This is a genomic window from Pseudomonas sp. YNh (assembly GCF_037993085.1).
Taxonomy (GTDB): domain Bacteria; phylum Pseudomonadota; class Gammaproteobacteria; order Pseudomonadales; family Pseudomonadaceae; genus Aquipseudomonas; species Aquipseudomonas putida.
Map to the genome: position 1 here is coordinate 1 of NZ_JBBMRJ010000012.1, position 23,333 is coordinate 23,333.

Annotated in this window: 22 protein-coding genes and 2 pseudogenes; 17 read left to right on the forward strand and 7 right to left on the reverse strand. The window is 60.2% G+C overall.

Going from position 1 to position 23,333, the window contains the following annotated elements; genetic code table 11:
* The 4 genes from WF331_RS14280 to tssI all read right to left on the reverse strand — a co-directional run.
* Positions 1-1,299, reverse strand: a 1,299-nt coding sequence (locus tag WF331_RS14280) for a DUF6531 domain-containing protein (protein ID WP_340623015.1), incomplete at its 3' end; no start/stop codon positions are given.
* A gap of 6 nt (positions 1,300-1,305) precedes the next feature.
* Positions 1,306-1,770 carry a DUF1795 domain-containing protein gene (locus WF331_RS14285; protein WP_340623016.1) on the reverse strand — a complete coding sequence of 155 codons (465 nt, stop codon included), beginning with the start codon at positions 1,768-1,770 and terminating at the stop codon, positions 1,306-1,308.
* A 33-nt stretch (positions 1,771-1,803) separates the two neighbouring features.
* Positions 1,804-2,388 carry a DcrB-related protein gene (locus WF331_RS14290; protein ID WP_340623017.1) on the reverse strand — a complete coding sequence of 195 codons (585 nt, stop codon included), beginning with the start codon at positions 2,386-2,388 and terminating at the stop codon, positions 1,804-1,806.
* A 10-nt stretch (positions 2,389-2,398) separates the two neighbouring features.
* Positions 2,399-4,255: a type VI secretion system tip protein TssI/VgrG gene (gene tssI / locus WF331_RS14295; RefSeq protein WP_016499540.1), complete on the reverse strand. Its 1,857-nt coding sequence runs from the start codon at positions 4,253-4,255 to the stop codon at positions 2,399-2,401.
* A 712-nt stretch (positions 4,256-4,967) separates the two neighbouring features.
* Between tssI and WF331_RS14300 the strand changes: the two genes are divergently transcribed.
* From WF331_RS14300 to WF331_RS14320, 6 genes and pseudogenes are all read left to right on the forward strand, one after another.
* A complete protein-coding gene (locus tag WF331_RS14300) occupies positions 4,968-6,428 on the forward strand; it encodes a DUF6861 domain-containing protein (RefSeq protein ID WP_340623050.1) in 1,461 nt (486 codons plus the stop codon).
* Positions 6,429-6,436: 8 nt separating this feature from the next.
* Positions 6,437-6,748 (forward strand): hypothetical protein, encoded by a 312-nt coding sequence (locus tag WF331_RS14305; RefSeq protein WP_003248386.1) that lies wholly within the window; start codon positions 6,437-6,439, stop codon positions 6,746-6,748.
* A 26-nt stretch (positions 6,749-6,774) separates the two neighbouring features.
* Positions 6,775-6,840: pseudogene (locus tag WF331_RS29325) on the forward strand (hypothetical protein); the annotation flags it as partial.
* A 90-nt stretch (positions 6,841-6,930) separates the two neighbouring features.
* Entirely contained in the window at positions 6,931-7,374 is a 444-nt protein-coding gene (locus tag WF331_RS14310; protein WP_370453611.1) for a polymorphic toxin type 46 domain-containing protein, read from the forward strand.
* Positions 7,371-7,667 carry an immunity protein Tsi6 family protein gene (locus WF331_RS14315; RefSeq protein ID WP_016499535.1) on the forward strand — a complete coding sequence of 99 codons (297 nt, stop codon included), beginning with the start codon at positions 7,371-7,373 and terminating at the stop codon, positions 7,665-7,667. Before WF331_RS14310 ends, WF331_RS14315 begins: the two co-directional genes overlap by 4 nt.
* An 89-nt stretch (positions 7,668-7,756) precedes the next feature.
* On the forward strand, positions 7,757-8,074 hold the full coding sequence (locus WF331_RS14320) for a hypothetical protein (protein WP_016499534.1): 318 nt from the start codon (positions 7,757-7,759) through the stop codon (positions 8,072-8,074).
* 379 nt (positions 8,075-8,453) lie between these two features.
* On the opposite strand, the gene WF331_RS14325 is transcribed toward WF331_RS14320, so the two are convergent.
* The 3 genes and pseudogenes from WF331_RS14325 to WF331_RS14335 form a co-directional block, all read right to left on the reverse strand.
* Positions 8,454-8,975, reverse strand: a complete 522-nt coding sequence (locus tag WF331_RS14325) for a hypothetical protein (protein WP_340623019.1) — start codon at positions 8,973-8,975, stop codon at positions 8,454-8,456.
* A gap of 58 nt (positions 8,976-9,033) precedes the next feature.
* Positions 9,034-10,149 (reverse strand): ADP-ribosylarginine hydrolase Tri1, encoded by a 1,116-nt coding sequence (gene tri1 / locus WF331_RS14330; RefSeq protein WP_267827270.1) that lies wholly within the window; start codon positions 10,147-10,149, stop codon positions 9,034-9,036.
* A 46-nt stretch (positions 10,150-10,195) separates the two neighbouring features.
* A pseudogene (locus WF331_RS14335) lies at positions 10,196-10,625 on the reverse strand (ADP-ribosylglycohydrolase family protein); the annotation flags it as partial.
* On the opposite strand from WF331_RS14335, the gene WF331_RS14340 reads away from it, so the two are divergent.
* The 11 genes from WF331_RS14340 to icmH all read left to right on the forward strand — a co-directional run bounded on the left by WF331_RS14340 (position 10,614) and on the right by icmH (position 23,316).
* Complete coding sequence (locus WF331_RS14340) at positions 10,614-11,165, forward strand: hypothetical protein (RefSeq protein ID WP_016499531.1); 552 nt, start codon at positions 10,614-10,616, stop codon at positions 11,163-11,165. The pseudogene WF331_RS14335 and the gene WF331_RS14340 overlap by 12 nt on opposite strands.
* A 523-nt stretch (positions 11,166-11,688) precedes the next feature.
* Positions 11,689-12,438, forward strand: a complete 750-nt coding sequence (locus tag WF331_RS14345) for a hypothetical protein (protein ID WP_340623020.1) — start codon at positions 11,689-11,691, stop codon at positions 12,436-12,438.
* 64 nt (positions 12,439-12,502) lie between these two features.
* The gene (gene tssB, locus WF331_RS14350) at positions 12,503-13,042 is read left to right on the forward strand and encodes a type VI secretion system contractile sheath small subunit (protein ID WP_012272397.1); all 540 of its coding nucleotides are present in this window, start codon (positions 12,503-12,505) and stop codon (positions 13,040-13,042) included.
* 14 nt (positions 13,043-13,056) lie between these two features.
* The gene (gene tssC / locus WF331_RS14355; RefSeq protein WP_016499529.1) at positions 13,057-14,559 is read left to right on the forward strand and encodes a type VI secretion system contractile sheath large subunit; all 1,503 of its coding nucleotides are present in this window, start codon (positions 13,057-13,059) and stop codon (positions 14,557-14,559) included.
* A 26-nt stretch (positions 14,560-14,585) separates the two neighbouring features.
* Positions 14,586-15,068 (forward strand): type VI secretion system baseplate subunit TssE, encoded by a 483-nt coding sequence (tssE, locus tag WF331_RS14360; protein WP_028613918.1) that lies wholly within the window; start codon positions 14,586-14,588, stop codon positions 15,066-15,068.
* A complete protein-coding gene (gene tssF / locus WF331_RS14365; RefSeq protein ID WP_197862843.1) occupies positions 15,068-16,888 on the forward strand; it encodes a type VI secretion system baseplate subunit TssF in 1,821 nt (606 codons plus the stop codon). The genes tssE and tssF overlap by 1 nt, the downstream gene beginning before the upstream one ends.
* Positions 16,852-17,922, forward strand: coding sequence for a type VI secretion system baseplate subunit TssG (gene tssG, locus WF331_RS14370; protein WP_041167706.1), 1,071 nt, complete (start codon positions 16,852-16,854; stop codon positions 17,920-17,922). Before tssF ends, tssG begins: the two co-directional genes overlap by 37 nt.
* Positions 17,919-20,516, forward strand: a complete 2,598-nt coding sequence (tssH, locus tag WF331_RS14375; RefSeq protein ID WP_016499525.1) for a type VI secretion system ATPase TssH — start codon at positions 17,919-17,921, stop codon at positions 20,514-20,516. The genes tssG and tssH overlap by 4 nt, the downstream gene beginning before the upstream one ends.
* A gap of 24 nt (positions 20,517-20,540) precedes the next feature.
* Entirely contained in the window at positions 20,541-21,263 is a 723-nt protein-coding gene (gene tssJ / locus WF331_RS14380) for a type VI secretion system lipoprotein TssJ (protein ID WP_340623021.1), read from the forward strand.
* Positions 21,260-22,603 carry a type VI secretion system baseplate subunit TssK gene (tssK, locus tag WF331_RS14385; RefSeq protein WP_016499523.1) on the forward strand — a complete coding sequence of 448 codons (1,344 nt, stop codon included), beginning with the start codon at positions 21,260-21,262 and terminating at the stop codon, positions 22,601-22,603. The genes tssJ and tssK overlap by 4 nt, the downstream gene beginning before the upstream one ends.
* Positions 22,600-23,316 carry a type IVB secretion system protein IcmH/DotU gene (icmH, locus tag WF331_RS14390; RefSeq protein WP_016499522.1) on the forward strand — a complete coding sequence of 239 codons (717 nt, stop codon included), beginning with the start codon at positions 22,600-22,602 and terminating at the stop codon, positions 23,314-23,316. Before tssK ends, icmH begins: the two co-directional genes overlap by 4 nt.
* Positions 23,317-23,333 lie beyond the last annotated feature (17 nt).

The following is a 23,333-nucleotide window of genomic DNA, read 5'->3' on the forward strand; positions in this document are numbered from 1 at the left end:
GTCGCCGTTGCGGTTGATCACCGCGCTCAGCTGGCCGTGTTCGTCGTAGCGGTACTGGGTGAGCGTTTCGACCGCCTCATTGTTGACCACGCGCTTGATGTCGGTCAGGCGCCCCAGCGGGTTGTCGTAGTGCAGGTGCACGCGGGTGCCGCCGGTGGCGCTGATGTCAGTCAGCATGCCGTCGGGTGTGCGGGTGAAGTGCAGGAAGTGGCCGAGGGCGTTCTCGATGCGTTGCAGCGGCACTTCGGTGTTGGTGTCGGGCACTTCGCCGAAGTAGAAGAACAGGTTGTCGAGGGTCTGCAGGATGTAATGGCCACCCTCGGTGCACACCAGGTACACCTGCTCATGCGGGTTGTAGATTCGTTCGCCCGGTTGCAGGGTCACGAACGGGACTTCGCGGCCTTGGTTGTCGGTGAGGTAGATGAATGCACCCTGGCGGCGCAGGCTCTGCTCCCAGGGCAGCACCCAGCCGCGACCGAGCACGCTGTCGACCGTCAGGTCGCTGGCGTAGAAGCGCGACCACTCGATCGGCATCAGGCCCGGCAGGCTGAAGTCGATTTCATCGGGGATCAGCTTGCGGCCCGTGGTGAGATCGACCGGGTTGCCGACCAGGCCGCCGATCGCCTTGCGGGCCACGGGTTCGACCACGTAGCGGCTGGCCACTTCACCGGCGACGAAGCCGGCAGTGAACTTTAGCGCGCAAGGCATGATGGCTTTCATGCCGGCTTGGCTACCGGCCTTGATCAGCTGGGCAATACCGCCTGCGGCACCGGCGATGGCCATCAGCACATCCACGGTGGTGCGCAGCCACTCCGGGACTTCATCGTCCACGGGCAGGTAGCGGTGGGTGCCGCCGCCGATGATGACGTTGTCAGAACCACCGGAAATGGTCGCGCCGCAGGTCAGCTTGTCGCCCTTGCGCGCAGCGGCCACGCTGTTGATGAATACATTGGTCGAGCCTTCGGCAATTTGCACCGGCCCCGGGTGTTTGTCGCAGGCGCCAATGCTTTTTTCAACACGCGCAGCCTTGCGGCTGTTGATGAATACATTGGGTGAGGCAGTGGTTATCGTCCCTGAAGGGGACGAGAACATACTGCCTATCGCCTCTCCGGCAGCGGTCAGCAAGCTGCCTCCAATACCAGCTGCAAGACCGGCCAGCAACGCCACGCCAAACCCGCAGGTGAACGTGGCGATCGCCACCGTGGCAACCAGCGCTATACCCAGGGCGGCGCCAATCAGGAAGCCCCCCAACGCGCTGGTGTGCGATATCTCGTCGCCGAACCTGGCCGCTTCGAACATGAGGGGTTACTCCTGTTCGCCGGGCTCGGAACGGCTTACGGGCGTGCGCGGAGTGAAGCTCGCCAGCAGGTTGTCCCAGTCCTGGTTCTGTTGGGCACTGAAATCGGCCTGTGCCGTGGTGGAGAAGATCAGCGCACGGCCAGGGCTGATGATGAAGGCGGCCTGGCGCTGGTAAAGCGGGCGGCCTTGGTTCATGTAATAGGCGTCGATCTGAATACCAGCAATGGGTGCGGTAGCAGAAAGCGCGACGGCCTTGTTGCCCAAACGGGTGTAGCCACGCAGCTTGGAGGTCAGCATCTTGACCTGGCGATCGACATAGGCCTGCAGGACTTCGTCTGGCAGCAAGGTGTCACGCGAGATGGTGATGCTCAACGGCGCGGGAACACTGGCACCCAAGACGAACATGTTGACCGTGCGGTCCTCGAACCCTGCTGGCAGCGCTATGCCGCCTTCCTGCAACTCGTAATCCATGCGATGAAAATTCCTGATAACAAAAAATGGGGGTCAGCTCAGCGCGAAGCCATCGAGCATGCGGTCAAACTCGGCCAGCCACTGGCTCAGGCCCGGCTTGCTGGGGTCGATTACGCATGAGACATCCAGCCATTGCAGTGACTCGCTGCCGGCGATGGGCACCAGCGCGCCGACCAGGCGACCGTGGCGGGGCTCGTGGCCGGCATTGAAGTGAAAATCCACCACTTTGGCGGGGTTGCCGGCCAGGTGGCAGTCACGTTTGCGAATCACGCGCAGTTGCGGGCTCATTTCGCGCAAGGCCTCGATTGCACGCTCGAACAATTGCTCCAGCGGCTGCCTGGCGCGTACATCACGGCGGCGGATGCTGAGGCTGACTGGCTCGCCTTCATGCTCGAGGGTGGTCTGGATATCGCGGAAACGAAAGCCGACTGGAAATTGCAGGTTGAAACCCGCAAAGGTGAAACTGCTGGCCACATCCTGCAGCACTGCCGGCAAGGGTTCCGGTGTGGGCACAGGTTCGGGCACATGAGCAGCTTCTGCCAGCTTGGCCAAGCGCGCTGCCTCCTCTTGCGCTTCGCGCCTGGCGGAGATGCGGTCGTAGATCGAGGGCTTGTACATGTACCTTGCCTCAGTCGTTGATCCGCACTGCGGCGCCAGTGATTTGGGTAGTATCGGTACTGGTGGTCACGATGACCTTGCCTTTGATCTCGATGCCTTCCGGGGTCAGCGTGATGCTGCTGTCGCCCACCTGCAGGATGATGTGCTGCTTGGCGGCCACCTGGATGAACTGGTTGTCGACCTGCAGGGTGTAAGAACCTTCGGTCACTTGCACCACGGTGTCTTTCTTGACCGTTTCGGTGTGCGTACCGCCAACCGTGATCGAGCGGTTGTTCCCTACATCATGGGTCTCATCCAGCTCGATTTCGGTATCCATGTTGCGCTCGGCATGCATGATGATCTGCTCGGCGCCGGCCTTGTCTTCGAAGCGGAAGAAGTTGGCGGTACCGCCGTCGCCCTTCATCGAACGTGTCAGGAACCCACTCTGGGTCTTGTTCGCCGGCAGCGACCATGGCGGGGTGTTGGTGCTGTTGTACAGGCTGCCCATGATCAGCGGCCGGTCCGGGTTGCCGTCGAGGAACACCACAACCACTTCGTCGCCTATGCGTGGGATCTGAATGCTGCCGAAGCCGCCGCTGGCACCGGATTGGGCGACACGTACCCAGCACGAGCTGTGGTCGTTGTATTTGCCATTGCGGTCCCAGTGGAACTGGATCTTCACCCGGCCTAGTTCGTCGGTGAAGATCTCCTCACCCGGTGGGCCGACGATGATCGCGGTCTGCGGGCCGGCAATGGTCGGTTTGGGCGTACTCAGCTGCGGGCGGAACGGGATCTTCTTGCGCACGCAACTGAAGGTGTTGAAGTAGCTGGCCTGCTGGCCGGTAAGGTAGTTGTTGTGGCCTTCGCTTTCCACGCTCATCAGCAGGAACTGGCGGTCTTCTAACGGGCCTTGGTCGTGGATGTAGTGCTGCAGCAGCTCGAAGGTATAGCCTGGCTTCATGGCCCGGCAGTTACTGGCACCTTCGAACTTCTTGCCGCGCAGCTCCAGCGCCTCAATGCGCAGGCGCAGCAGGGTTTCGCCTTCGTCATAGGTACCGTGGGTGTACTGGCCGGGGAAGTCGTAGATCTCGAAGTTCTCGACATCGCCCTGCTTGTTCACGCTGTTCAGCGCCACCGGCAGGCGGTTGTTCGGTTGGCGGTAGTCAAAGGTTTGCGTGGCCATCTTGCCGGATTGCAGTTGACGGTTGCCGCTCCACTGGGTGATGGAGTCGGCGGTCTCGGTGACCGAGGCGCTGTGGAAGCGGATTTGCGGTTGCTCGGGGATGGCCACCAGCGTGCTGGAGTCATCGCAGATGATCATGGTGTGGCCTTCGGCGGTGTGCTCGAAGTAGTAGAACATCCCCTCTTCCTCCAGCAGGCGCTGGACGAAGTTGAAGTCGGTTTCGCGGTACTGGGTGATGTAGGTGTAGCGCTTCTGTGGCCGGGTCAGGCGAAACTCGTGGCGGGAAAACGCCGGACACAGAGCGAACACTTCGGTGACCACTTCCTCGACCGTGTTGCCCTGGAAGATCCGCGTGTCGAAGCGGTTCTTCAGCATCGAGAACCACGGGTTGAGGGTAGCGGTATAGCGCGCCATGCCGCCGTCGCTGCCGATGCTGGCAAAGCGTGTGAGGTAGCCGGTTATGTACCGCGGGCCGCCTTCGGCCAGTTCGATCTCGATGCTGACGTGCTGGCCCATCATGGATTTGAGCGGCACGCCGGAGTCTTCGCAGACCAGCAGCAGTTCGTAGTTGAACGCCCGCGACAGGGCTTCGGTGCCCTTGAAGGTTTCCAGCAGCAGCTCCTGCTCGGGGTTGGCCAGGTTGTGAAACTTGAACAGGCGGCGGTTCTGTGGCGACAGCAGCGCGGAGGCCAAGTCCATGATCATGCGAAATCTCCTTGAAAACACGGCCAGCACGCGCTTGCGATGCTCAGCTGCAACCCTGATCTTGCGGGCGTATTCTGCATGCGCGCATAACGCGCGTGCTTGCGGAATCATGCGACTGCCTGCAGAAAGGAAAGTGCCATCGTGCATTGAAATAAATGCGACAGGGTTCACATTCCCGAATGCCAGGCAGGCAGAAAGGCCCAAAGGAAACACCGGCAAAAGCTGCCCTGTCAACTCACTACAGGCCTAGGAAAACCGGGCAATACCGCCCTGCAAGGCAATGTCATATCGCCATCCTTCATCCTCCTCTCTGGCGCCCGGAAGCGCCCCCGGCAATCGCCGAACGGCCCGTCGCAGAAGGTTCTTGAGGTATCGATCAGCGCCCATGCCTGACAGCTCCCACTCGAGCTGTCTCGCTACCTGACGCATCAACTCCACTGGCGGAGAAAAATGTTTCATAACGTGGATTGGTTCAAATTTTTTGCCACTAGCCAATTCCGCCAAATGGCCATCGCGAACGCGGCCGTAATGGCACTTGCGGGATGCGGTCAGCCACAAAGCCGTGCAGCGATGCTCAATTGCCATCATTGCCGCGTACGCCTGTCATGAGAACAATGGGCTCTCCGCCGGACTTCGCCCCCATCCTGAGGTCTGAAGCGACATGCTGCGCTCGCCGCCGAGCGCCGCCACTTCCATGGACAGTGAAGCGAAAATGGATCTTTTAGCCAACATCCCCAGTTGGGGAGACATCGAACGCAATCTCGAGCAGAAATTCAGCGAGCTCAACCAGAGCGTCGACAGCGGCCTGAACAGCGCCCATGAGGCCTGGGACGGTTTCAGCCGACGAGTGAGCAATGGCGCCAACCAGGCCTATGGCTACCTCGGTGGCCAGCGTATCGACAACGTGCGCCAGGCCATGGCCCTGTCCTACCCGATCATTCAGGACAACCTCAAGCGCAAGTGGTCCTCGATAGGTATCGAGCAAATCCTGCCGGTGCTGCTGCAACTGGTCAAAGAGGTATCGATGATCCTCGGTGGCAGTGTGGCGGTTGGCTCGCTCGCCGGTGGCGTGGCCGGGGCGTTCGCCTTCGGCGTCGGCGCGGCGCCGGGCGCGGTGGCCGGCGCCGGCATTGGCCTGCAGGTCGGCAACCTGATCCTCATGGGCCTGGGGCTGTCCGCCATCGCCGAGTATTTTTATCAGGGCCTGCCGGCCTGCCTGTCGACCCTTCAGCAAGGCATGGCCACGGCCTGGTTCGCCGAGGATGGCCTCAAGCCCGCTGGCCTGGACCCGAGCGGCGGTTCCACGGCGCAGGCCCAGGAGCGTGTCGAGCGTGCTGCACGCCAGCTTGCTCGCGGGCAGGAGCAGTTGGTGCTGCTGTTACTGACAGCGATCGTCACCTACCTTACTCGGGGGCAGATGAAGGCCGGCGTCATGAGCAGCATGGAAAGCATTGCCGCCAGGAGCGCTCGGCTGCAGGCCGAGATCTCCAACAAGCAGCTGGCGGCCTGGTTGGCGAAGAATGAGCAGAAGCTATTGGCGCAGCCGGAGTTGCAAGTTAAAGAACCATCTCCCATCAGCCAGGTCGAGCCAAAGAGCTTGCGAGAATTTTATGCGAAACAGGACCCTGACTTTGTAGCGCACGATCAACAACTACAATATGCAGAGACTTTTGCACCCCGAGGCCTTAGCAACAAACAGATTAATGAGTATCTCGACAGCCCTGATGGTGAGCTATATCTGCAAAAGCTACGTGCCGCAGACCCCAAAGCATCAGACATGGACATTTTCAGCCGAGCCATCTCCCAGATAGGCTCGGGCAGTAACACTCCAAAACTGTCCATCATAGATTCGCCCCTCGTGAAAATCGTGCCAGTGGGACAAGAGGCAAGCCGTTACTCTCCATTTTTCACCACTATGGAGGAGCTGCAGTCTGCTGCGCAGGGAAGCCGAACCCTGGCTGATAGCCTAGGGTTACCGCTGGGCAGCGAGGCTACAAAATATTCAATTTTTGAAATGACGCCACTTAAACCAACAGAGGTTTTTGTCAGCAAGATTGCGCCTACCACCGAATTTGGAGGTAACATTGACAGGGTGGGTGGCGCACTTCAATATCTTACCCCTAACCGTAATGAGTGGTCGGCCACCAAGCTCATAGGCACTATTGATAACTAGGATAGACAATGAACACGCACACACTGAAGGCTACCGCTACAGCGCTTCGTGAAAAACTTGAGGCTCTCGAAGATCAAAATTCCGATGCGAAGCTGATGCTCAACACCCTACGCGGCCTCTTATTAAAAGCTGAAAATGGAAAAATTCATGCCCCCATGGAGGCTAGAGACATACCTGGTTACCGCTACTTACCGGAAACCAACTTACAGGACGATCGTAATCTCAGTCAGTTATTTGCAGAATTTTACATGGCATTGATTGATGGAGAGGAGTGGAGTTCCTTTAAGAAATTCCAAGCCAAAAATAAAAATCACGATTAGAAAAAGATGGAGCACATACAAGAAGCTTGCTCGAACGGGCAACTTGGCAGGACACCAATATACGAGGTAACCAGGATACTGCTGCCAACTTCTTCAAGCCACAGGACTATAAGTCTGCCGATTACATCCCCCTGCTCATTGAGACTCTGCATGATCACCGGAAAGAAATTGCGCGACTGACTATAGTCAAAGGTACGAACGGCGATCTTTCCGGAAACTTCTTCAAGTCACAGGGCTATAAGCCTGCCGACTACGAAGGCTACATGAACGGCTTGGACTTCACTCAACCAGTCTTCACGGAAACAATCAACCGGGGCAAGACACTTTGGCAATTCCAGGTGCCCGGCGGCCGGCAAGGGATGCGGTACTCTCCTACCCCTGACGTGGTGCCAGGGCAACTGGGGATCAACCCGCTTGGCCAGATCTACAAAACGGAAACCATCGTGCCCAAGATCGTGAACGTCTATCAGAGCACTGAGAAGGTCACGCTGCTGAGGAGCACCTCGGCACCGGTACTGGATACCTGGTCCGTTTCTTCCCAACCCTATAACGCCATTGGTGGTGCTCGGCGGATGACCTCTGGCCAACGCGAGCTCTTCAAACTGATAACACCAGGTGCATTATGAAACCCACAACCCCCCTCGGCTATGTACAGAAGGCTATCGACATCACCGCGCAGCGGAACAAGGCCTGTCCCGCTTACCCCATTTATGGGATGCTACTAAACCAACTTGACTATGTGAAAGCCGTGTTCGAAGGGCGTGAGCAAGATAAATCGAAACTCCACCAACTCAGTATCGGTGCCATTGCCACGAAAGAATTCGAAGAAAATGACCCCGAGTTGGCCAGAGCACTGAAAGACGCCTATTACGTAGCCATCCAGTCGGCTCGTGGCCTCAAAATTCAACTGCCCGATTGATTGCCGACGTTCGATCAGGCCAGCCACTGAACATCGAGCGCAGTCACTGACGAAAGCTATAAACCCTACACCCCGCAGGCTGAGCCACGATGGACATTTACGCACTCCGGCAAAAATCGATAGCGCTGCGTGTCATCATTGAACGGCTGAAGTCACACGACCCGGCCGCCATGAAGTTGAGTGTAGAGCTGACGCTCTTGTTGAACGCGGCAAAGCAGCAGCGGATCCGCACCCCGATGGAATGGCGTGACATCCCCGGAAGCTATCTGTTCACCGAAGAAGGGCTGCAGCAGTATGCCGATCTCGAGCACGCCTTCGCCGAGTTTCGTATCGAGCTGTCCGGGGGCGAGTCCCCTACCCTGCACAAGCTCAAGGCGCGCATGGGGGAGAAACCCTCCCAGGGATGATGGGCGGGCAGCCTTGCCATCTTTTCATGAGTCCATTACGCCTTTCGATTTGTTCAGGCTGAAGTCGTACTTTGCCAAGCTGCCGAAGCCTGCAAACACCTCGCCAACTAGGTCCTGCACCATCTTACCCTGGAAGATTCGCGAGTCGAGACGGCAAGTCAACATCACGCTTTCTTGATAACTGGCGTTTAACATCGCTTATTTTCGGCTCTTGAGTGAAAAAAACCGAGCCAACCATGAAGCATCACGTAACGCACGCACATATTCGATCTCAAGAAATGTGTATTGACGCGCCTCACGACGCTCGCGTTCTTTTAACGCCCTTAACGAAGCGATATTGGTGCGATTGTAGAGACCATATACAGCGAAATGAAAACCATCACACACAGCACCACGGCCATTCCATTGAACTATTATAGTTCTTAATCGTCGGATACAGCAGACTACTCAATCCTGCACCAAGCCCGCCCACAACCCACGAATTGGCCTGCTCGGGTTCGAATACTTCTACCCGCTCACCGCGTAACAGGAATGAACTCGCTTTGCTTCTATGCCCATAGGCCAATGCGAAAGCCAGCGCAGTAAGAATGAGCGGCACGGCGCTGATCGCAGGCGCCGCTACGCCTCCCATTTTTGCTTGTTTGTACGTTATCGCCATTGACAGGACAAATGCAAAAAGCGGCACGGAAGTCAAGCTGAAACAGAGACGCAAGGACGCAAAATCAGCAAATCTTTCAGAACGATAGGCGCATTTCACGCACCAGCAAAATGTAACAAAAGACGCTACAGCCATGAGCACAAAAACAATCTTCGGCGCCACCCCAAGTGTCAACACTGAAATCATAAGCGTCAAAAACCAGAAGGCCCAAACTCGCACAAAAAACCGTTCGGTCGTAAACATTTAATTCAATCTTTCCCAGTCAGGTAATCTCCCAAGTCAGTCCCCAAACCGGTTGCCGTCAAGGCTGGCCATAAAGCAATGCGTCCAGTTCATCATGCTGCGGCGAGAGATCGAAGAGCTTGGCTGCCAGTTCCTGGATATGTTGCGACCACGCAACCTTCTCCACCCACTCCGGCGGCATGCCGGACACGCCGTACAGCGCACCCGCCAACTGGCCGGCGGTGGCCGCGACACTGTCGGCATCATCGGCAAGGTTGGCGGCCAGGAGGATCGCGTCCTTGAAGTTGTCGGTGTTCCATACGGCCCACAGTGCCGCTTCCAGGGTATCGATGACGTAGCCGGAGGAGCGGATCTGTTCGCGGCTCTTTTGCTTGTACTCGCCCGCATTGATGATCATCGGGCGAGGCCGCAACGAACGCACCGCTGGGGCCAGGGCCTCTTCCTTGTCTGCACCGTTGAGCGCCAGATGCAGCTGTGCCGCAAACAGCTGACAGCAGTTCACTGCCTCGTCGGCGTTGTGGGTCACGCTGCTTTGCGTGACGCTTTCCCACCAGCTTGCCGACAGCGAGTGCCGGCGGAAGATTGCCGTAGGCGCAAGGCGGATGATGGAGCCATTGCCAGCCGTCGAGGGGTCATAGTTGCCTTGCCAGGTAATACCCTCGCGCAGCCAGCCTTCAAGGGCATTGCGCGTGGCATTGCCGATATCGAAACAACGACCGTTGGCACTGTTTTCCCCGCGCCGGTACCAGCGGACCAAGGCATCTGCGTAGGTGGCGTAATCGAACTTGCCCTTGCTCACATACGTGTCTGCCAGGCACAGCGCCATGCTGGTGTCATCAGTCCACTCACCCGCAACGAGGTTGAACGGGCCACCCCCGACCATGTCGCTCACCTGCCCCCTGTCGCGGGCCTGGAACTCGAGCGTGGTGCCGACCGCATCGCCGATGGCCAGGCCAAGCAGCGCGCCCTTGGCGCGGTCCAGTGCCTGCTCCGCGGTCAATGTGCAGGCCCTGGAGTGCAGCCAGCTTGGCTTGACCGCCGGCGCCGCCAGTGCATCAGGCTGCAAGGTGGAGTCCATCCGCTGCTGCAACTGCCGGGAGGGCTCCGGCGACAGATGCGCATAACGTTGCACGTAGTCGGCCAGCAATGCGTTTGAGCTTCTTAGATCGATCATGGGATTTCTTTGAGAATGAATTGGGTAACGGAGCCATTGGCGTATCAACGGTACCATTGCCTGCGGTCGAGGCCTTGATATTGCCGATGTCGAAGCAACGGCCGTTGACGCTGTTTTCAGTCTGCCGGTACCAGCGCGCCATGGCATCGGCAAAGGAAGCGAAATCGAATTGGTCGTTGGCCCTTGGCCCTTTGTAGCGTAGGTGCCCCCAGGCACAGGGCCATGCTGGTATCGTCGGTCCACTCACCAGACGCCAGGCGCAAGGGACCACCGCCGACCCTATCGTAAACATGCCCTTGACCACGCCGCTGAAACTCCAGCGTCGTGCCTACTGCATCACCAATCGCCAGACCAGGCAATGCACCCTGAGCGCGATCCAGTGCCTGGTCCTGTGATAACGTGCTGAACCTGTTGTTCAGCCATGCCGGTTTGATCCGCGGCAGCCAGGGAATGCTCAGGCACACATGAAAGACCATCCCGAACTCTACGTAAGGTCCCCTGTTCTTTTCCGGCTTACGGCCATCGGTCTGATGCTGTCCATGCTCGCCATGGGAGCACTGGCGGTGTACGCCTTATGGACGGATATCGTACCCCTCTACGGCCGGATCTACCGTAATGCGCCGGTCGTGGAAACCCCGCTCAAAGCTTTCTTCATGATTGCATTCATTCCGCTGGGGCCTTGCCTGATCGTTGGTAGCCTGATCGCCGCATGGACCGGTCGAAAGTTTGACCCACTGAAAACGTCTTGGCTGCATGGGTTCCAGCTACGCTCGCTGCAACTCACGGTTGTGCTGATGGTTATCGTCGCACCGGCAATGATTACGCTGACCACAGCAACGCTTTCGGCAAAGGGCTACTGGTCGTGCCCGAAGCTCAGGATCTCGGGCTCCGGTTGGCAGATGTTCTGGGTTAACGATGAACGCGTGTGCTTCAAGCCGGATCATTACATCAACGACAATTGGCCATGTAAGGCAATCAATGGCAGAGACGTTTGCGTACAGGTCGATGGTCGCTGAGTTGGATGCAACCGGCTGCGCCGGTGTTCGCGGGCAATCCCGCACCTACCCGCACCTACTAGCATCGCGCTAGTTATCGATTTTGAACAATAAAGTTACCCTGCTGGATGCGACAAAACTCGTCGCATTGCCATCATCCTGACGCGCTTCCCTAACCCCGCAACGCGCAGGCGGCCAGCCCACAAAATGAGAACTGATTCACTTTTTGAAAAAAACTTTTGCCAATGATTTTCATGTCTTCCCAGCCCCTTTCGCACCCAGTCTTTAGGGCTTAACCCCCCCATTTCCTGCGACCAGTACCGCTGTCAATATCACAGCGCCATTATTGCGCAGCGTCGTAAAACAGGGAAAAAATCGCCACCCTCGCCGGAACTTCTTCCTCAGCGAGGTGCCCTAGTCGGCATTGCTGGCAACACAATATTCATGTGCCAGCACTCAGATTTGCCGCAGCCGATGGCTCAATTTCAGGTCGACGCCACTGGCGTTCAGGACGATCAAGCAGGCACATGGACGCGATGTACCGATGACACAATCATTCGATGTCGAAGCACTGATCAAGCTGCGTAGCCAGACGCGGGCGATCTCCGATGCGCTGAAGGCGCAGGCGGCGGATTACCTCGCCACCGTGGCACCGCTGATCCGTCCGCAAACCCTGTTTGGCGAATACCTGCAAGGCGCCCAGCGCAGCAGCGGGCGCGAAACCCAGGGCCACTTCCAGGCTCTGGTCGAACTCTACGAGCGTATCGGCTCGGCCGCGCCGTTCCAGCTGGTCACCGAGCTGGAAGTACCGCTGAACCTGATCAGCACCACCCCCGAACTGTTCCCGCTGGAATACGACAAGGTCCTCGAACAGAGCCGCCAGACCATCCGTATCACCAGCCCTACCCGCTGGGTAGTGGGCTTCCACGCCTTCGACCTGGCGCGGTTTCGCAATGTCATCAAAGACCCCAACCGCAGCAGCGCCGAGCTGTACCGCTTCGTAGTGCACTACCTCGTGCTGTTCTACTGCCTGAGCAAGTCGCCTGGCCTGGGCCGGCTGTTCGAAGGCCTGCGCTACGGGCTGAGCTTCGAACGCCTCAAAGGCTTTGGCGACCTGCCGTTCTGCGTCATCAGCTCGCCGGTGCGCTCGGAACTTCCCGACGATTCGGTCATCCGTAGCAGCACGCAAATTGCCGGCAACACCAGCTTCGAAGAACTGGTGGGCCGCGACAACATTCTGGAAATGAACGACGACATCCGTCAGCGCCTGCTGCTGACGATCGAAGGACTGTAACCCGCAGTGCCCCACACCGGGCCGCGCAATGATTCGCAGCGAACTGCTAGCACTGGAGAACACGATGGCGAAGAAGGAAAGCACCCAGCACAAACTCGACCGCGTCCGCGCGCCGCGGGTCCATATCACCTACGACGTGGACATCGGCGATGCCATCGAGAAAAAGGAGCTGCCCTTCGTCGTCGGCGTACTGGGCGACTTTTCCGGCAACCCGCTGGAGCCGCTGCCCAAGCTCAAGGACCGCAAGTTCGTCTTCATCGACCGGGACAACTTCAACGGTGTGCTCAAGGGCATCAAGCCACGCCTGACCTACCGGGTCGACAACACCCTGGCCAAGAACGGCACCCAGCTAGGCGTGGAGCTGAACTTCAACAGCCTTGAAGACTTCGAGCCACAGAACGTGGTCAAGCAGGTCGAGCCGCTGCGCAAGCTGCTTGAAGTGCGCAACAAACTGGCCGACCTGCGCAACAAGATGGGCGGCAACGACAAGCTCGAAGAGCTGCTGATGGACGTGCTGCAGAACACCGAAAAACTCAAGACCCTGGGCAAGGAATTCGGCCGTGAAGCCGAAGTGAAAGACCCATCCAGCAGCGATCGCGCCTGAGCAGGAGCCCGAACATGACCGACAAGCAAACCGCACCGCAACAGGCCGGCGAACTGGTCGAAGTAGAAAACTTCGCGCCACAGCCCTCACTGCTGGACAGCATCATTTCGCAAAGCCGCGTGGCCCGTTCCGACACCGAGCGCAACCGCACCCGCGACCTGATTGGCGAATTGGTGAACCAGGTGCTCGAAGGTGAGATGACGCCGAGCAAAGACCTGATCGCCGTGCTCGACTCGCGTATCGCCGAGATCGATTCGATGCTCTCCGAGCAGATGAACGAGATCATGCACGCCCGCGAGTTCCAGCAGTTGGAAGCCTCCTGGCGCGGCCTGAAATACCAGGTAGACCAGACCGAAACCAGCACCACGCTGAAGATCCACCTGCTCAACGCCTCGAAGAAAGACCTGGTACGCGACCTGAAGGCCGCCAGCGAATTCGACCAGAGCGCGCTGTTCAAGAAAGTCTACGAAGAAGAGTACGGCACTTTCGGTGGCGCGCCGTTCGGTATGCTGATCGGTGACTACGAGTTCAACCGCAACCCCGAAGACATGTACCTGCTGGAAGAGATCTCGCACGTGGCAGCGTCGGCGCATGCACCGTTCATCTCCGCCGCCTCCCCCGAGCTGTTTGGCTGGGACTCGTTCACCGAGATGTCCGGCCCGCGTGACTTGGCAAATCTCTTCGACACCGTCGAATACGCCAAGTGGAAGTCGTTCCGCGCCTCGGAAGACTCACGCTACGTCGGCCTCACCCTGCCCCACGTGCTCGGCCGCCTGCCATATGGCCCTGATACCACGCCGGTGGAAGAATTCAACTTCGTCGAAAGCGTCGACGGCCGCGACCACAACAAGTACCTGTGGATGAACGCCGCCTATGCCCTCGGCACCCGCGTCACCGATGCTTTCGCCCGCTACGGCTGGTGCGTGGCCATCCGCGGCGTAGAAGGTGGCGGCCTGGTCGAAGGCTTGCCAACCCATACCTTCAAGACCGACGACGGCGAAATCGCCCTCAAGTGCCCGACCGAGATCGCCATCACCGACCGCCGCGAAAAAGAGCTGTCGGACCTGGGCTTCATTCCCCTGGTGCACTGCAAGGGCACCGACTATGCCGCGTTCTTCGGCACCCAGTCGGCGCAGAAGCAAAAGCAATACAATACCGACATCGCCAACGCCAACGCACGCCTGTCGGCCCAGCTGCAGTACATCTTCGCCACGTCGCGCATCGCCCATTACATGAAGGCAATCATGCGCGACAAGATCGGCAGCTTCGCCTCGCGCATGGACGTGGAGCGCTTCCTCAACCAGTGGCTGGCCAGCTACGTGCTGCTGGACGACACCGCCAGCCAGGAGGCCAAGGCCAAGTTCCCGCTGCGCGAAGCCCGCGCCGAGGTGTTCGAGGTACCAGGCAAGCCAGGCGTCTACAAGGCTGTAACCTACCTGCGCCCGCACTACCAGCTCGACGAACTGACCGCCTCGCTGCGCCTGGTCGCCGAACTGCCTCAAGGGGCGCGCGGCTGACAAGCCGGTGTGTACAGGGATGACACATGAGTAACCAGGCCCGCCTGCTGCCCTCGCTGCTCGACCGACTGCTGGACGACCGTCCGTTCCAGTCGGCCGAGCCGGCCGCGCAGCGCACCTGCTCGCTGGCCGAGTACAAGGCCAGCATCGTCCGTGACCTTGAGGTGCTGGTGAATACCCGCCAGTCCCTGGTCGCCGAAGAGCTCGACGGCTTCAGCCAGCTCGGTGGTTCCATCCTTGAATACGGCATGCCCGACTTCATCAGCCGCAGCGTGCTCGACCCACATGACCGCCGCCTGATCCAGCAACAGCTGGAGCGGGCGATCAGTACCGGAGACCGGCGTTTCCGCCGGGTCCGTGTGCAGCTGTTGGCCCAGCAGAACGGCCACCGCATGTTGACCTTCCGCGTGGACGCCGTATTGCGTCTGCAGGACATCAGCCGCCAGGTCTCGTTCGACGCCGTGCTGCAGGTCAACACCCAGGAATACAAAGTGCAGAACCTCAACTGATGCTCGACGAACTGCTGCCCTACTATGAAAAGGAACTGTCGCACCTGCGCTTCCTCGGCCAGGAGTTTGCCGCGCAGTACCCGAAAATCGCTTCGCGCTTGCTGATCGAGGGCGACAACTGCGAAGACCCGCACACCGAGCGTCTGATCGAGGCGTTCTCGTTCCTTTCTGCGCGGGTGCACAAGAAGCTCGATGACGAGTTTCCGGAAATCGTCGAATCCTTCCTTGAGGTGCTGTACCCGCATTACCTGCGCCCTACCCCCTCGATGTCGATTGCCGAGCTGAGCCTGGGCAGGCACGAGAAAGTCACCGAAGCGTACCGAGTGGCGCGCCATACCGAGATGCATGCCAACGCCATAGAGGGCGTGGTGTGCAAGTTCCGCACGTGCTACCCGGTAGAGCTGTGGCCGATTGCCGTGCAACAGGCCTCGTTCGTCGAAATGGAACGTTCTGCCTTCAACGGCCACAGTGCCGACCTGGTCGCACACCTGCGTATCCGCCTTGCAGCCACCGGCGATGCTCTGTTCGGGCAGATGCAAATGGACCGCCTGCGGTTTTTCCTCGACGGCGAAGCAACGCTCATGCTGCACCTGTACGAGCTGCTGTTCAATAACCTGGCCAAGGCGACCTTGAGCTTCAACGACGGGGGCCGCAGCCGTGAGGTCGCACTGCCCGTCGATGCCCTCAAGGCCGTAGGCTATGCCCGCGACGAAGGCCTGGTTGACTACTCGGAGCGCTCGTTCCTCGGTTACCGGCTGCTGCACGAATATTTCACGTTCCCCGACAAGTTCATGTTCTTCGACCTCAGTGGCTTTGCCCGCATTCTGCAGGGCAAGGCCATCGAGCAGGTCGACATTAATTTCTATTTTTCCGACTACGACCTTGGCGAGCGACTGGCGCGGTTGACCCAGAATATCGGGCGCAACAACTTCAAGCTCAACTGCACGCCCATCATCAACCTGTTCCGCCAGCAAGCCGAGCCGATCAAACTGACCCACACCCAGCACGAGTATCCGGTCACCCCGGACACCCGGCTGCACAACGCAGCAGAAGTGGTATCCATAGACCGTGTGCGTCGGGTTCGTAAACTGGGGGGCACCGACCAGGTTGCCACTTGCCAGCCGTTTTTCGAGCCGCGAGGCGAGCAAGACCCGCACAGCAGCTTCTGGGTTGCCCGGCGGCGCGCCCAGGGTGACGCCACTGCCATGAGCATTCGCGTGGTCGACCGCGACCTGGAGCTGATCAGCGCCAGCAGCGACACCCTCAGCATCGCCCTCACCTGCAGCAACCGCGATGTCCCGCTCATGCTCCCGTTCGGCGGCGAGCGTGGCGATTTCAACATTCCCGCCAACTCGGTAATCAAGGATATCCGCTGCCTGCGCAAGCCCACCGCCACGGTGCGCGTGCCATTGGGCAAAGGCTTGATATGGCGCCTGATCGCGCACCTGTCGCTGAACCATATGTCACTGGTCAGCCAAGGCCGTGAAGTGCTGCTGGAGCTGCTGTCGCTTTACAACTACCGCAACGTCTCGGCCATCCGCAAACAGATCAACGGCATCAAGGCCATCAACAGCGAGCCGGTAGTTGCGCGTATCGGCCATCCGCGGCCGAACTTCGTGCGGGGCGTGGGCATTACCCTCACCCTCGACGAGCACCAGTTCACCGGCAGCGGCGTGTTCCTGTTCGGCATGGTGCTGGACCACTTCTTCGGCCAGTACTGCTCGATGAACAGCTTCACGCAACTGACCCTGCGCACCCAACAACGAGAAAAGAGAGTCGTCCAATGGCCAGCACGTACTGGCGATCAGCCCCTGGTCTGATCGATCAGGCCCGAGCCGAGCCGCACCGATTCGAATTCTTTCAATTGGTGCGCCTGCTCCGCCTGCACTACAGCCGCACCGGGCGCATGGACCTGGCAACCCGGCCCCACGAAGACCCGCTGCGTTTCCGCACCCAGCTGTCGCTGGCGTTTCCGGCCAGCGAAGTCAGCGACCTGCACTTCGAGCACGCAGGCAAGGTCTCGCCTGCCGGCCTGCCACTGTCGCAAGTGCAGGTTACCTTCATGGGCCTGGTCGGGCCTTCAGGCGTGCTGCCGCGTCCGTACACCGAGTTGCTGCTTGAGCGCCATGTGCAGTTTCGAGACGATGCCGCCCATGCCTTTCTCGACATTTTCTCGCACCGCATGACCACGCTGTTCTACGAGGCCTGGCAAAAATACAAATTCCATATAGAGCACGAGCGCACTGGCAGCTCGGGCTTCGATGGCTACCTGCTCAACCTGGTGGGCCTCGGCCCGCGGGCGCAGAAGCTCAAGTTTGAAGAACAACCGTCAGCATTGCGTCGCGAGCTGTTCAGCTATTTTGCCGGCCTGCTCAGCCAGAAGCCGCGCAATGCGCTGAACCTCGAGCGCATGCTCGGCTTCTATTTCTCGCTGCCGATCCACGTCAAGCAGTTTGCCGGGCGCTGGTTGCACCTGCCGCCTGAGCAGCGCACCCAGCTTGGCCGGCGCAACGCCCAGCTTGGCCACAGCGCCGTTGCTGGCAAGCGGGTGTGGGACTACCAATCGTGCATTCGCATTGAGCTGGGCCCACTGAGCCTGGCCGATTACCAGCGCTTCCAGCCTGGTACCGAGTGCTATCGCAAACTCGTCGAGCTGGTGCGCTTCTATATAGGTGCCGGCCTGGACTTTGAAATCGCCCCGCGCCTCAAGCGCGAGGCGGTACCGTGCGCCCGGCTCGGCCGCAACGGCAATGTCGCGTTGGGCTGGCTCGGCTGGCTCAAACGCCCTGGCCGTGACGCGGAGCCTTCGCGTTGCGCCGTTTTCCATATTCCTTACGATGGGGTCGCCTTGTGAACCTGAAGTCGCTGTTCGCCAAGCTCAACGAAACCAGCCGCACGGCCACCGAAAGCGCAGCGGCCCTCTGCCTGTCAGAGCACCACTACGATGTCGAGGTGGAACACCTGCTGCTGCAGTTGCTCGACACCGGTGACAATGACCTGGCCCCGATCCTGCGCCACTATGAGGTGGTCGCCGAGCGCCTGCAGGCGCAGCTGGTCACCGCCCTGGGCACGTTCAAGAAAGGCAATACCCGCACCCCGGCGCTGTCGCCGCACATTACCCGCATGATCGAGCAGGCCTGGCTGCTGGCGTCCATCGAGTATGGCGTCGGCCAGGTGCGCAGCGGCCACTTGCTGCAAGCCCTGCTCGACGACGCCGAACTGCGCCGGGTGGTCGTTGCCTCGGCGCCGGAGCTGGAAAAAATCAATGCCAACGACCTGCGCCTGAACCTCGCCGCGCTCGTCGAAGGCAGCGCCGAGTCCCGCCAGGCAAGCGCCCTGGCCAGCCCGGCGGCACCGGTGGCCAACAGCAGCAAGGCAGGCGGCAAGACCCCTGCGCTGGACCAGTACACCGTCAACCTCACCCAAAGTGCACGCGAAGGCCGCATCGACCCAGTGCTGGGCCGTGAGTTCGAAGTGCGGCAGATGGTCGACATCCTCACCCGCCGCCGGCAGAACAACCCGATCCTCACCGGTGAAGCCGGCGTTGGCAAAACCGCCGTGGTCGAAGGCCTGGCCCTGCGCATCGCCCAGGGCGACGTGCCAGCTGTGCTCAAGAACGTTGCCGTGCATACCCTCGACCTTGGCCTGCTGCAAGCCGGCGCCGGGGTAAAGGGTGAGTTCGAAAACCGCCTGAAGGCGGTCATCGAAGAGGTCAAACGCAGCCTGCACCCGATCATCCTGTTCATCGACGAAGCCCACACCCTGATCGGCTCTGGCGGCCAGGCCGGGCAGAACGACGCTGCCAACCTGCTCAAGCCGGCGTTGGCGCGTGGCGAACTGCGTACCATCGCCGCCACCACCTGGGCCGAGTACAAGAAGTATTTCGAGAAGGACGCCGCCCTCGCCCGCCGCTTCCAGGTGGTAAAGGTCGAAGAGCCTGACGAGGACAAGGCCATTCACATGTTGCGCGGGCTGCTGGGCAAGATGCGCGAGCACCACAAGGTGGCGGTGATGGACGAAGCGCTGGTGCAGGCGGTGCGCCTGTCCAGCCGCTACATCACCGGGCGCCAGCTGCCTGACAAGGCGGTCAGCGTGCTCGACACCGCCTGTGCGCGCATTGCCCTGGCACAATCGTCGCAGCCTGGCTTGCTGGAAGACTGCCGTCGACAGATCGACAACCTGCAGGCAGAAATTGACGTGCTCGGCCACGAAGCTGGCAAAGGCCACGACCATGCCCGCCGCTTGAGTGAGCTGCAGGCCAGCCTGCAGGCCAAACAGCAGCAGGAACAGCAATTGAACGAGCAGTGGCAGCAAGAGCTGGCGCTGGTCGAACAGCTCAAGGCGCTGGATGCCGCCAACGACGCCGATGCCGGGCAGCTCAATAGCCTGCGCGCCGAACTGGCTCGCGTGCAAGGCGACCAGCCACTGGTGCACGCGCTGGTCGACAGCGGCGCCATCGCCCAGGTCATCAGCGGCTGGACCGGCATCCCGCTGGGCAAGATGCTGCGTGACGAAATCGACACCGTACAGCGCCTGCCCGCCCTGCTCGGCGAGCGCGTGCTGGGCCAGGACCATGCCCTGCACGAAATCGGCAAGCGCATCAAGATTTCCCGGGCGCGCATGGAAGACCCGAACAAGCCGATCGGTGTGTTCCTGCTGCTCGGCCCCAGCGGCGTCGGCAAGACCGAAACCGCCCTGGCCCTGGCCGATACCCTGTACGGCGGCGAGCGCAACCTGATCACCATCAACATGTCCGAATACCAGGAGGCTCACACCGTGTCGAGCCTCAAGGGCTCGCCACCCGGCTACGTCGGCTATGGCGAAGGCGGCGTGCTGACCGAGGCGGTGCGCCGCAAACCGTACAGCGTGGTGCTGCTCGACGAGGTTGAAAAAGCCCACCCGGACGTGCTCGAACTGTTCTTCCAGGTATTCGACAAGGGCGTACTGGACGACGGTGAAGGCCGCGAAATCAATTTCCGCAACACGGTGATCATCCTCACTTCCAACACTGGCACCGAGCGCATCATGCAGACCTGCCTGAATGCCACCGAGCTGCCCACGCCGCAGGCCATCGTCGAAGGCCTGCGCGACGAACTCAATCATGTGTTCAAGCCGGCCTTCCTTGGCCGCCTGAGCATCGTGCCGTTCTACCCGGTGCAGGACCAGATCCTGGAGCGCATCGTCGCCCTCAAGCTCGCGCGCATCGCCAAGCGCTTCGCCCGCAACCACCAGGCCGAACTGAGCTACGACGAGGCGCTGGTCAAAGCTATCGCTGCGCGCTGCACCGAGGTCGACAGCGGTGCGCGCAATATCGACAACATTCTGTCCCAGACCTTGATGCCCGAACTCGCCCAGCGCGTGCTCGAACGCATGGCCCAGGACACGCCCATCGAACGCCTGGTGATCGAATTGGGCAGCGATGGCGACTTTGCCTATCGCCTGGCCTGATCAATGACCGGAGGTTTAGCCGTCATGCAACTCAAGCACACCGCCCTCAAACGCCTGACCACCGCGGCCCTGCTGCTGGCGCTGGCCGGTTGTGGGGTTACCGACCGAATCGGCAAACGCATGGAGGACAGCTGGGCTGCCGACATGCTGGCCGACAACGAGAAGGTCATCCTGACCTCTGACGGCGGCAACCAGCTCAACCCTGATGCCGAGGGCAAGCCACTGTCGGTGGTGATGCGCGTGTACCAGCTGACGGACCTCGAGCGCTTCGCAGCGTCCGATGCAGAGACCCTGTGGGATACCCCGCAAAAGGCACTCGGCAACACCCTGGTGGAAGCACGCGAGATCACCCTGCTGCCGGGCATCGGCCAGATCGACCAATGGCCGCTGGCCAAGAATGCTCGCTACGTTGGTGTGGCGGCGTTCTTCCGCGATGAACAAGGCGCGCGCTGGAAAGTCGCTTTCGACGCCAACTCGCTGCGCAAGGACGGCATCTGGTTCTCCTCCGACGGCCTGCGGGTACTGGTGGACAAGACTGAAATCAGCGCCATGCGTGGCGTGGATGTGCTGGACAAACCACCCACCGCCGACCAGCTCGCGGCTGCGCAAAAGGCCAAAGACGCTGACCCGACCCTGACGGACAAGGTGCAGGGCGCAGTTATCGAAAAAGCCTCCGACGCCGCAGGCCAGTCGGCCAGCAACGCCATGGATTCAACCTTCAACTCTTTAGTGGATAGCGTCAAATGAGCAAGCAGAGCCGGGTGATGTGGTCGGAAGGCATGTTCCTGCTGCCCCAGCACTTCCAGTACCAGGACGAGTTCCACCAGCACCAGTTGGCTGAGTCGACACTGCGCAGTACCCCTTTCCATTGGGGGGTACAAGCGCTGCAGGTCGACGAAGACGCCCTGGCCAACGGTACGCTGCAGCTCAAACGCCTGAAGCTTGTGTTCCCAGATGGCAGCCTGTACGACGCGCCGCAGCACGACCCGCTGCCTGCCGCACGCGACCTCAAAGACCTGCTCAAGGCCAATGACCTCAAGGTCTATGCGGCACTCAAGCTGCCTGAGCCCTTTGGCCTCAATTACGTCGAAGATGGCCACGAACACAAGGCTGCGCGGCGTTTTCGCAAACAGTTCGACACCCTGCCAGACCTTAACGAAGGCGAACTGGAGAACGAAATCACCAGCCTGCGCCTGAACGTGGTAATGCTGGTCGACGGTGACAGCCTCGACGGTTACACCCATTGTCCATTGGCCAAGCTGACCCGCAACAGCATGGGCGGCTTCAATATTGACCCGCATTTCGTCCACCCTACCCTGCACCTGGGTAGCCACGAAACCATCGCCGGGCTCGGCAAGCGCCTGCTCGGGGCCCTGCAGGCCAAGAGCAAGGCACTTTCCGGCCGGCGACGTGAGCGCGCCGACCAGATCGCCGAGTTCGGGTCCAGCGACGTCACGCTGTTCTGGTTGTTGAACACGGTCAACCGTGCCCACCCGCAGTTGGCTCATCTGCTGGCTCATCCGCGCCTGCACCCGGAGCGCTTGTACCTGTTCCTCGCCGACCTGGCTGGCGGGCTGCTGACCTTCACCCTGGACACCCAGTTAAGCGACATCCCTGAGTACGACCATCAAGACCCCGCAGCATCATTGGTGAAACTGGACGAGATGATCCGGGTAATGCTCGACAACGTCGTGCCCAACCAATGCATCGTCATCAACCTTACCCAGACCAAACCGTCGCATTGGCAAGGCCAGTTGCACGATCCACGCCTGGCCGAGGCGGACTTCTATATTGCCGTGCACGCCGACATGCCCGGCGCCAGCCTGCTGGAGCTGGTGCCCCGGGCGTTCAAGGTCGGCTCACCGGAAGACATCGAAGTGGTGGTCAACAGCGCCATGCCTGGTGTCACCCTCAATCATGCCGCCCGGCTGCCGAACGCGATTCCGGTACGCCTGGACAACCAGTACTTCGCCATCGAGCCGCACGGCAATGTGTATGAGCGAATGATCAATGCCCAGGCCATCTGCTTCTATGCGCCCAGCGCCTTTACCAACCTCAAGCTTGAACTGATGGCGGTGCTCAAATGACCGAAGCCGTATTGCAACAGGGCGCCGTCGCGGCCGCCAATGACAAACCGACACTCAAGGACCTGGTCCAGGACTTCATCAGCATGGCGCTGATCGTGCGTCGCGGGCGCCAGGTCACCTCGGTGCAGGCTTTCGAAGGCAGCGTCGAGCGCTTTTTCACCAACCTGGAGCGTGATGCCCGCGCCGCCAACTACAGCGTCGAGCAGGTCAAGGACACCCAATACGCGCTGTGCGCTTTCCTCGACGAAAGCGTACTGCGCTCAGGCGACAACGAACTGCGCCGGCACTTTGAACTGCAGCCGTTGCAGTTCCGCTATTTCGGCGTGCACCTGGCAGGTGAAGGCTTCTTCGAGAAAGTGGATGCGCTACGTGCCGACGTCAAGCAGAACATCGACGTGCTCGAGGTCTACCACCTGTGCCTGGCCCTGGGCTTCGAGGGCAAGTTCAGCCTCGGGCAGAAAGACCAGCTGCGCTACCTGGCCAATACCTTGGGCCAGGATATCGCCCGCTACCGCAAGGCGCCTAAAGCCCTGTCACCGGACTGGGCCCTGCCCGACCAGGTGTCGCAGATGCTGCGCCATGAAGTGCCGCTGTGGGTGTATCTGACGCTGATCGCGCTGGTCTGCATCGCCGTGTACCTCACGCTCGACTGGTTGCTGGACAAGGACGTCGCCGCCCTGTCCGAACAAATCCGCCAGCTGTTCAGTGCCTGAGCACACGTCAGGTAGCC

Excerpts from the sequence above, each read along its gene's own strand:
- WF331_RS14345 (WP_340623020.1), top strand. The coding sequence starts at position 11,689 with ATGACACAATCATTCGATGTCGAAGCACTGATCAAGCTGCGTAGCCAG.
- WF331_RS14290 (WP_340623017.1), bottom strand. The coding sequence starts at position 2,388 with ATGTACAAGCCCTCGATCTACGACCGCATCTCCGCCAGGCGCGAAGCG.
- WF331_RS14285 (WP_340623016.1), bottom strand. The coding sequence starts at position 1,770 with ATGGATTACGAGTTGCAGGAAGGCGGCATAGCGCTGCCAGCAGGGTTC.
- tssC (WP_016499529.1), top strand. The coding sequence starts at position 13,057 with ATGACCGACAAGCAAACCGCACCGCAACAGGCCGGCGAACTGGTCGAA.
- tssI (WP_016499540.1), bottom strand. The coding sequence starts at position 4,255 with ATGATCATGGACTTGGCCTCCGCGCTGCTGTCGCCACAGAACCGCCGC.
- tssK (WP_016499523.1), top strand. The coding sequence starts at position 21,260 with ATGAGCAAGCAGAGCCGGGTGATGTGGTCGGAAGGCATGTTCCTGCTG.
- tssF (WP_197862843.1), top strand. The coding sequence starts at position 15,068 with ATGCTCGACGAACTGCTGCCCTACTATGAAAAGGAACTGTCGCACCTG.
- tri1 (WP_267827270.1), bottom strand. The coding sequence starts at position 10,149 with ATGATCGATCTAAGAAGCTCAAACGCATTGCTGGCCGACTACGTGCAA.
- WF331_RS14340 (WP_016499531.1), top strand. The coding sequence starts at position 10,614 with ATGAAAGACCATCCCGAACTCTACGTAAGGTCCCCTGTTCTTTTCCGG.
- tssJ (WP_340623021.1), top strand. The coding sequence starts at position 20,541 with ATGCAACTCAAGCACACCGCCCTCAAACGCCTGACCACCGCGGCCCTG.
- tssG (WP_041167706.1), top strand. The coding sequence starts at position 16,852 with ATGGCCAGCACGTACTGGCGATCAGCCCCTGGTCTGATCGATCAGGCC.
- WF331_RS14315 (WP_016499535.1), top strand. The coding sequence starts at position 7,371 with ATGAAACCCACAACCCCCCTCGGCTATGTACAGAAGGCTATCGACATC.
- tssE (WP_028613918.1), top strand. The coding sequence starts at position 14,586 with ATGAGTAACCAGGCCCGCCTGCTGCCCTCGCTGCTCGACCGACTGCTG.
- WF331_RS14305 (WP_003248386.1), top strand. The coding sequence starts at position 6,437 with ATGAACACGCACACACTGAAGGCTACCGCTACAGCGCTTCGTGAAAAA.
- WF331_RS14300 (WP_340623050.1), top strand. The coding sequence starts at position 4,968 with ATGGATCTTTTAGCCAACATCCCCAGTTGGGGAGACATCGAACGCAAT.
- icmH (WP_016499522.1), top strand. The coding sequence starts at position 22,600 with ATGACCGAAGCCGTATTGCAACAGGGCGCCGTCGCGGCCGCCAATGAC.
- tssB (WP_012272397.1), top strand. The coding sequence starts at position 12,503 with ATGGCGAAGAAGGAAAGCACCCAGCACAAACTCGACCGCGTCCGCGCG.
- WF331_RS14325 (WP_340623019.1), bottom strand. The coding sequence starts at position 8,975 with ATGTTTACGACCGAACGGTTTTTTGTGCGAGTTTGGGCCTTCTGGTTT.
- WF331_RS14320 (WP_016499534.1), top strand. The coding sequence starts at position 7,757 with ATGGACATTTACGCACTCCGGCAAAAATCGATAGCGCTGCGTGTCATC.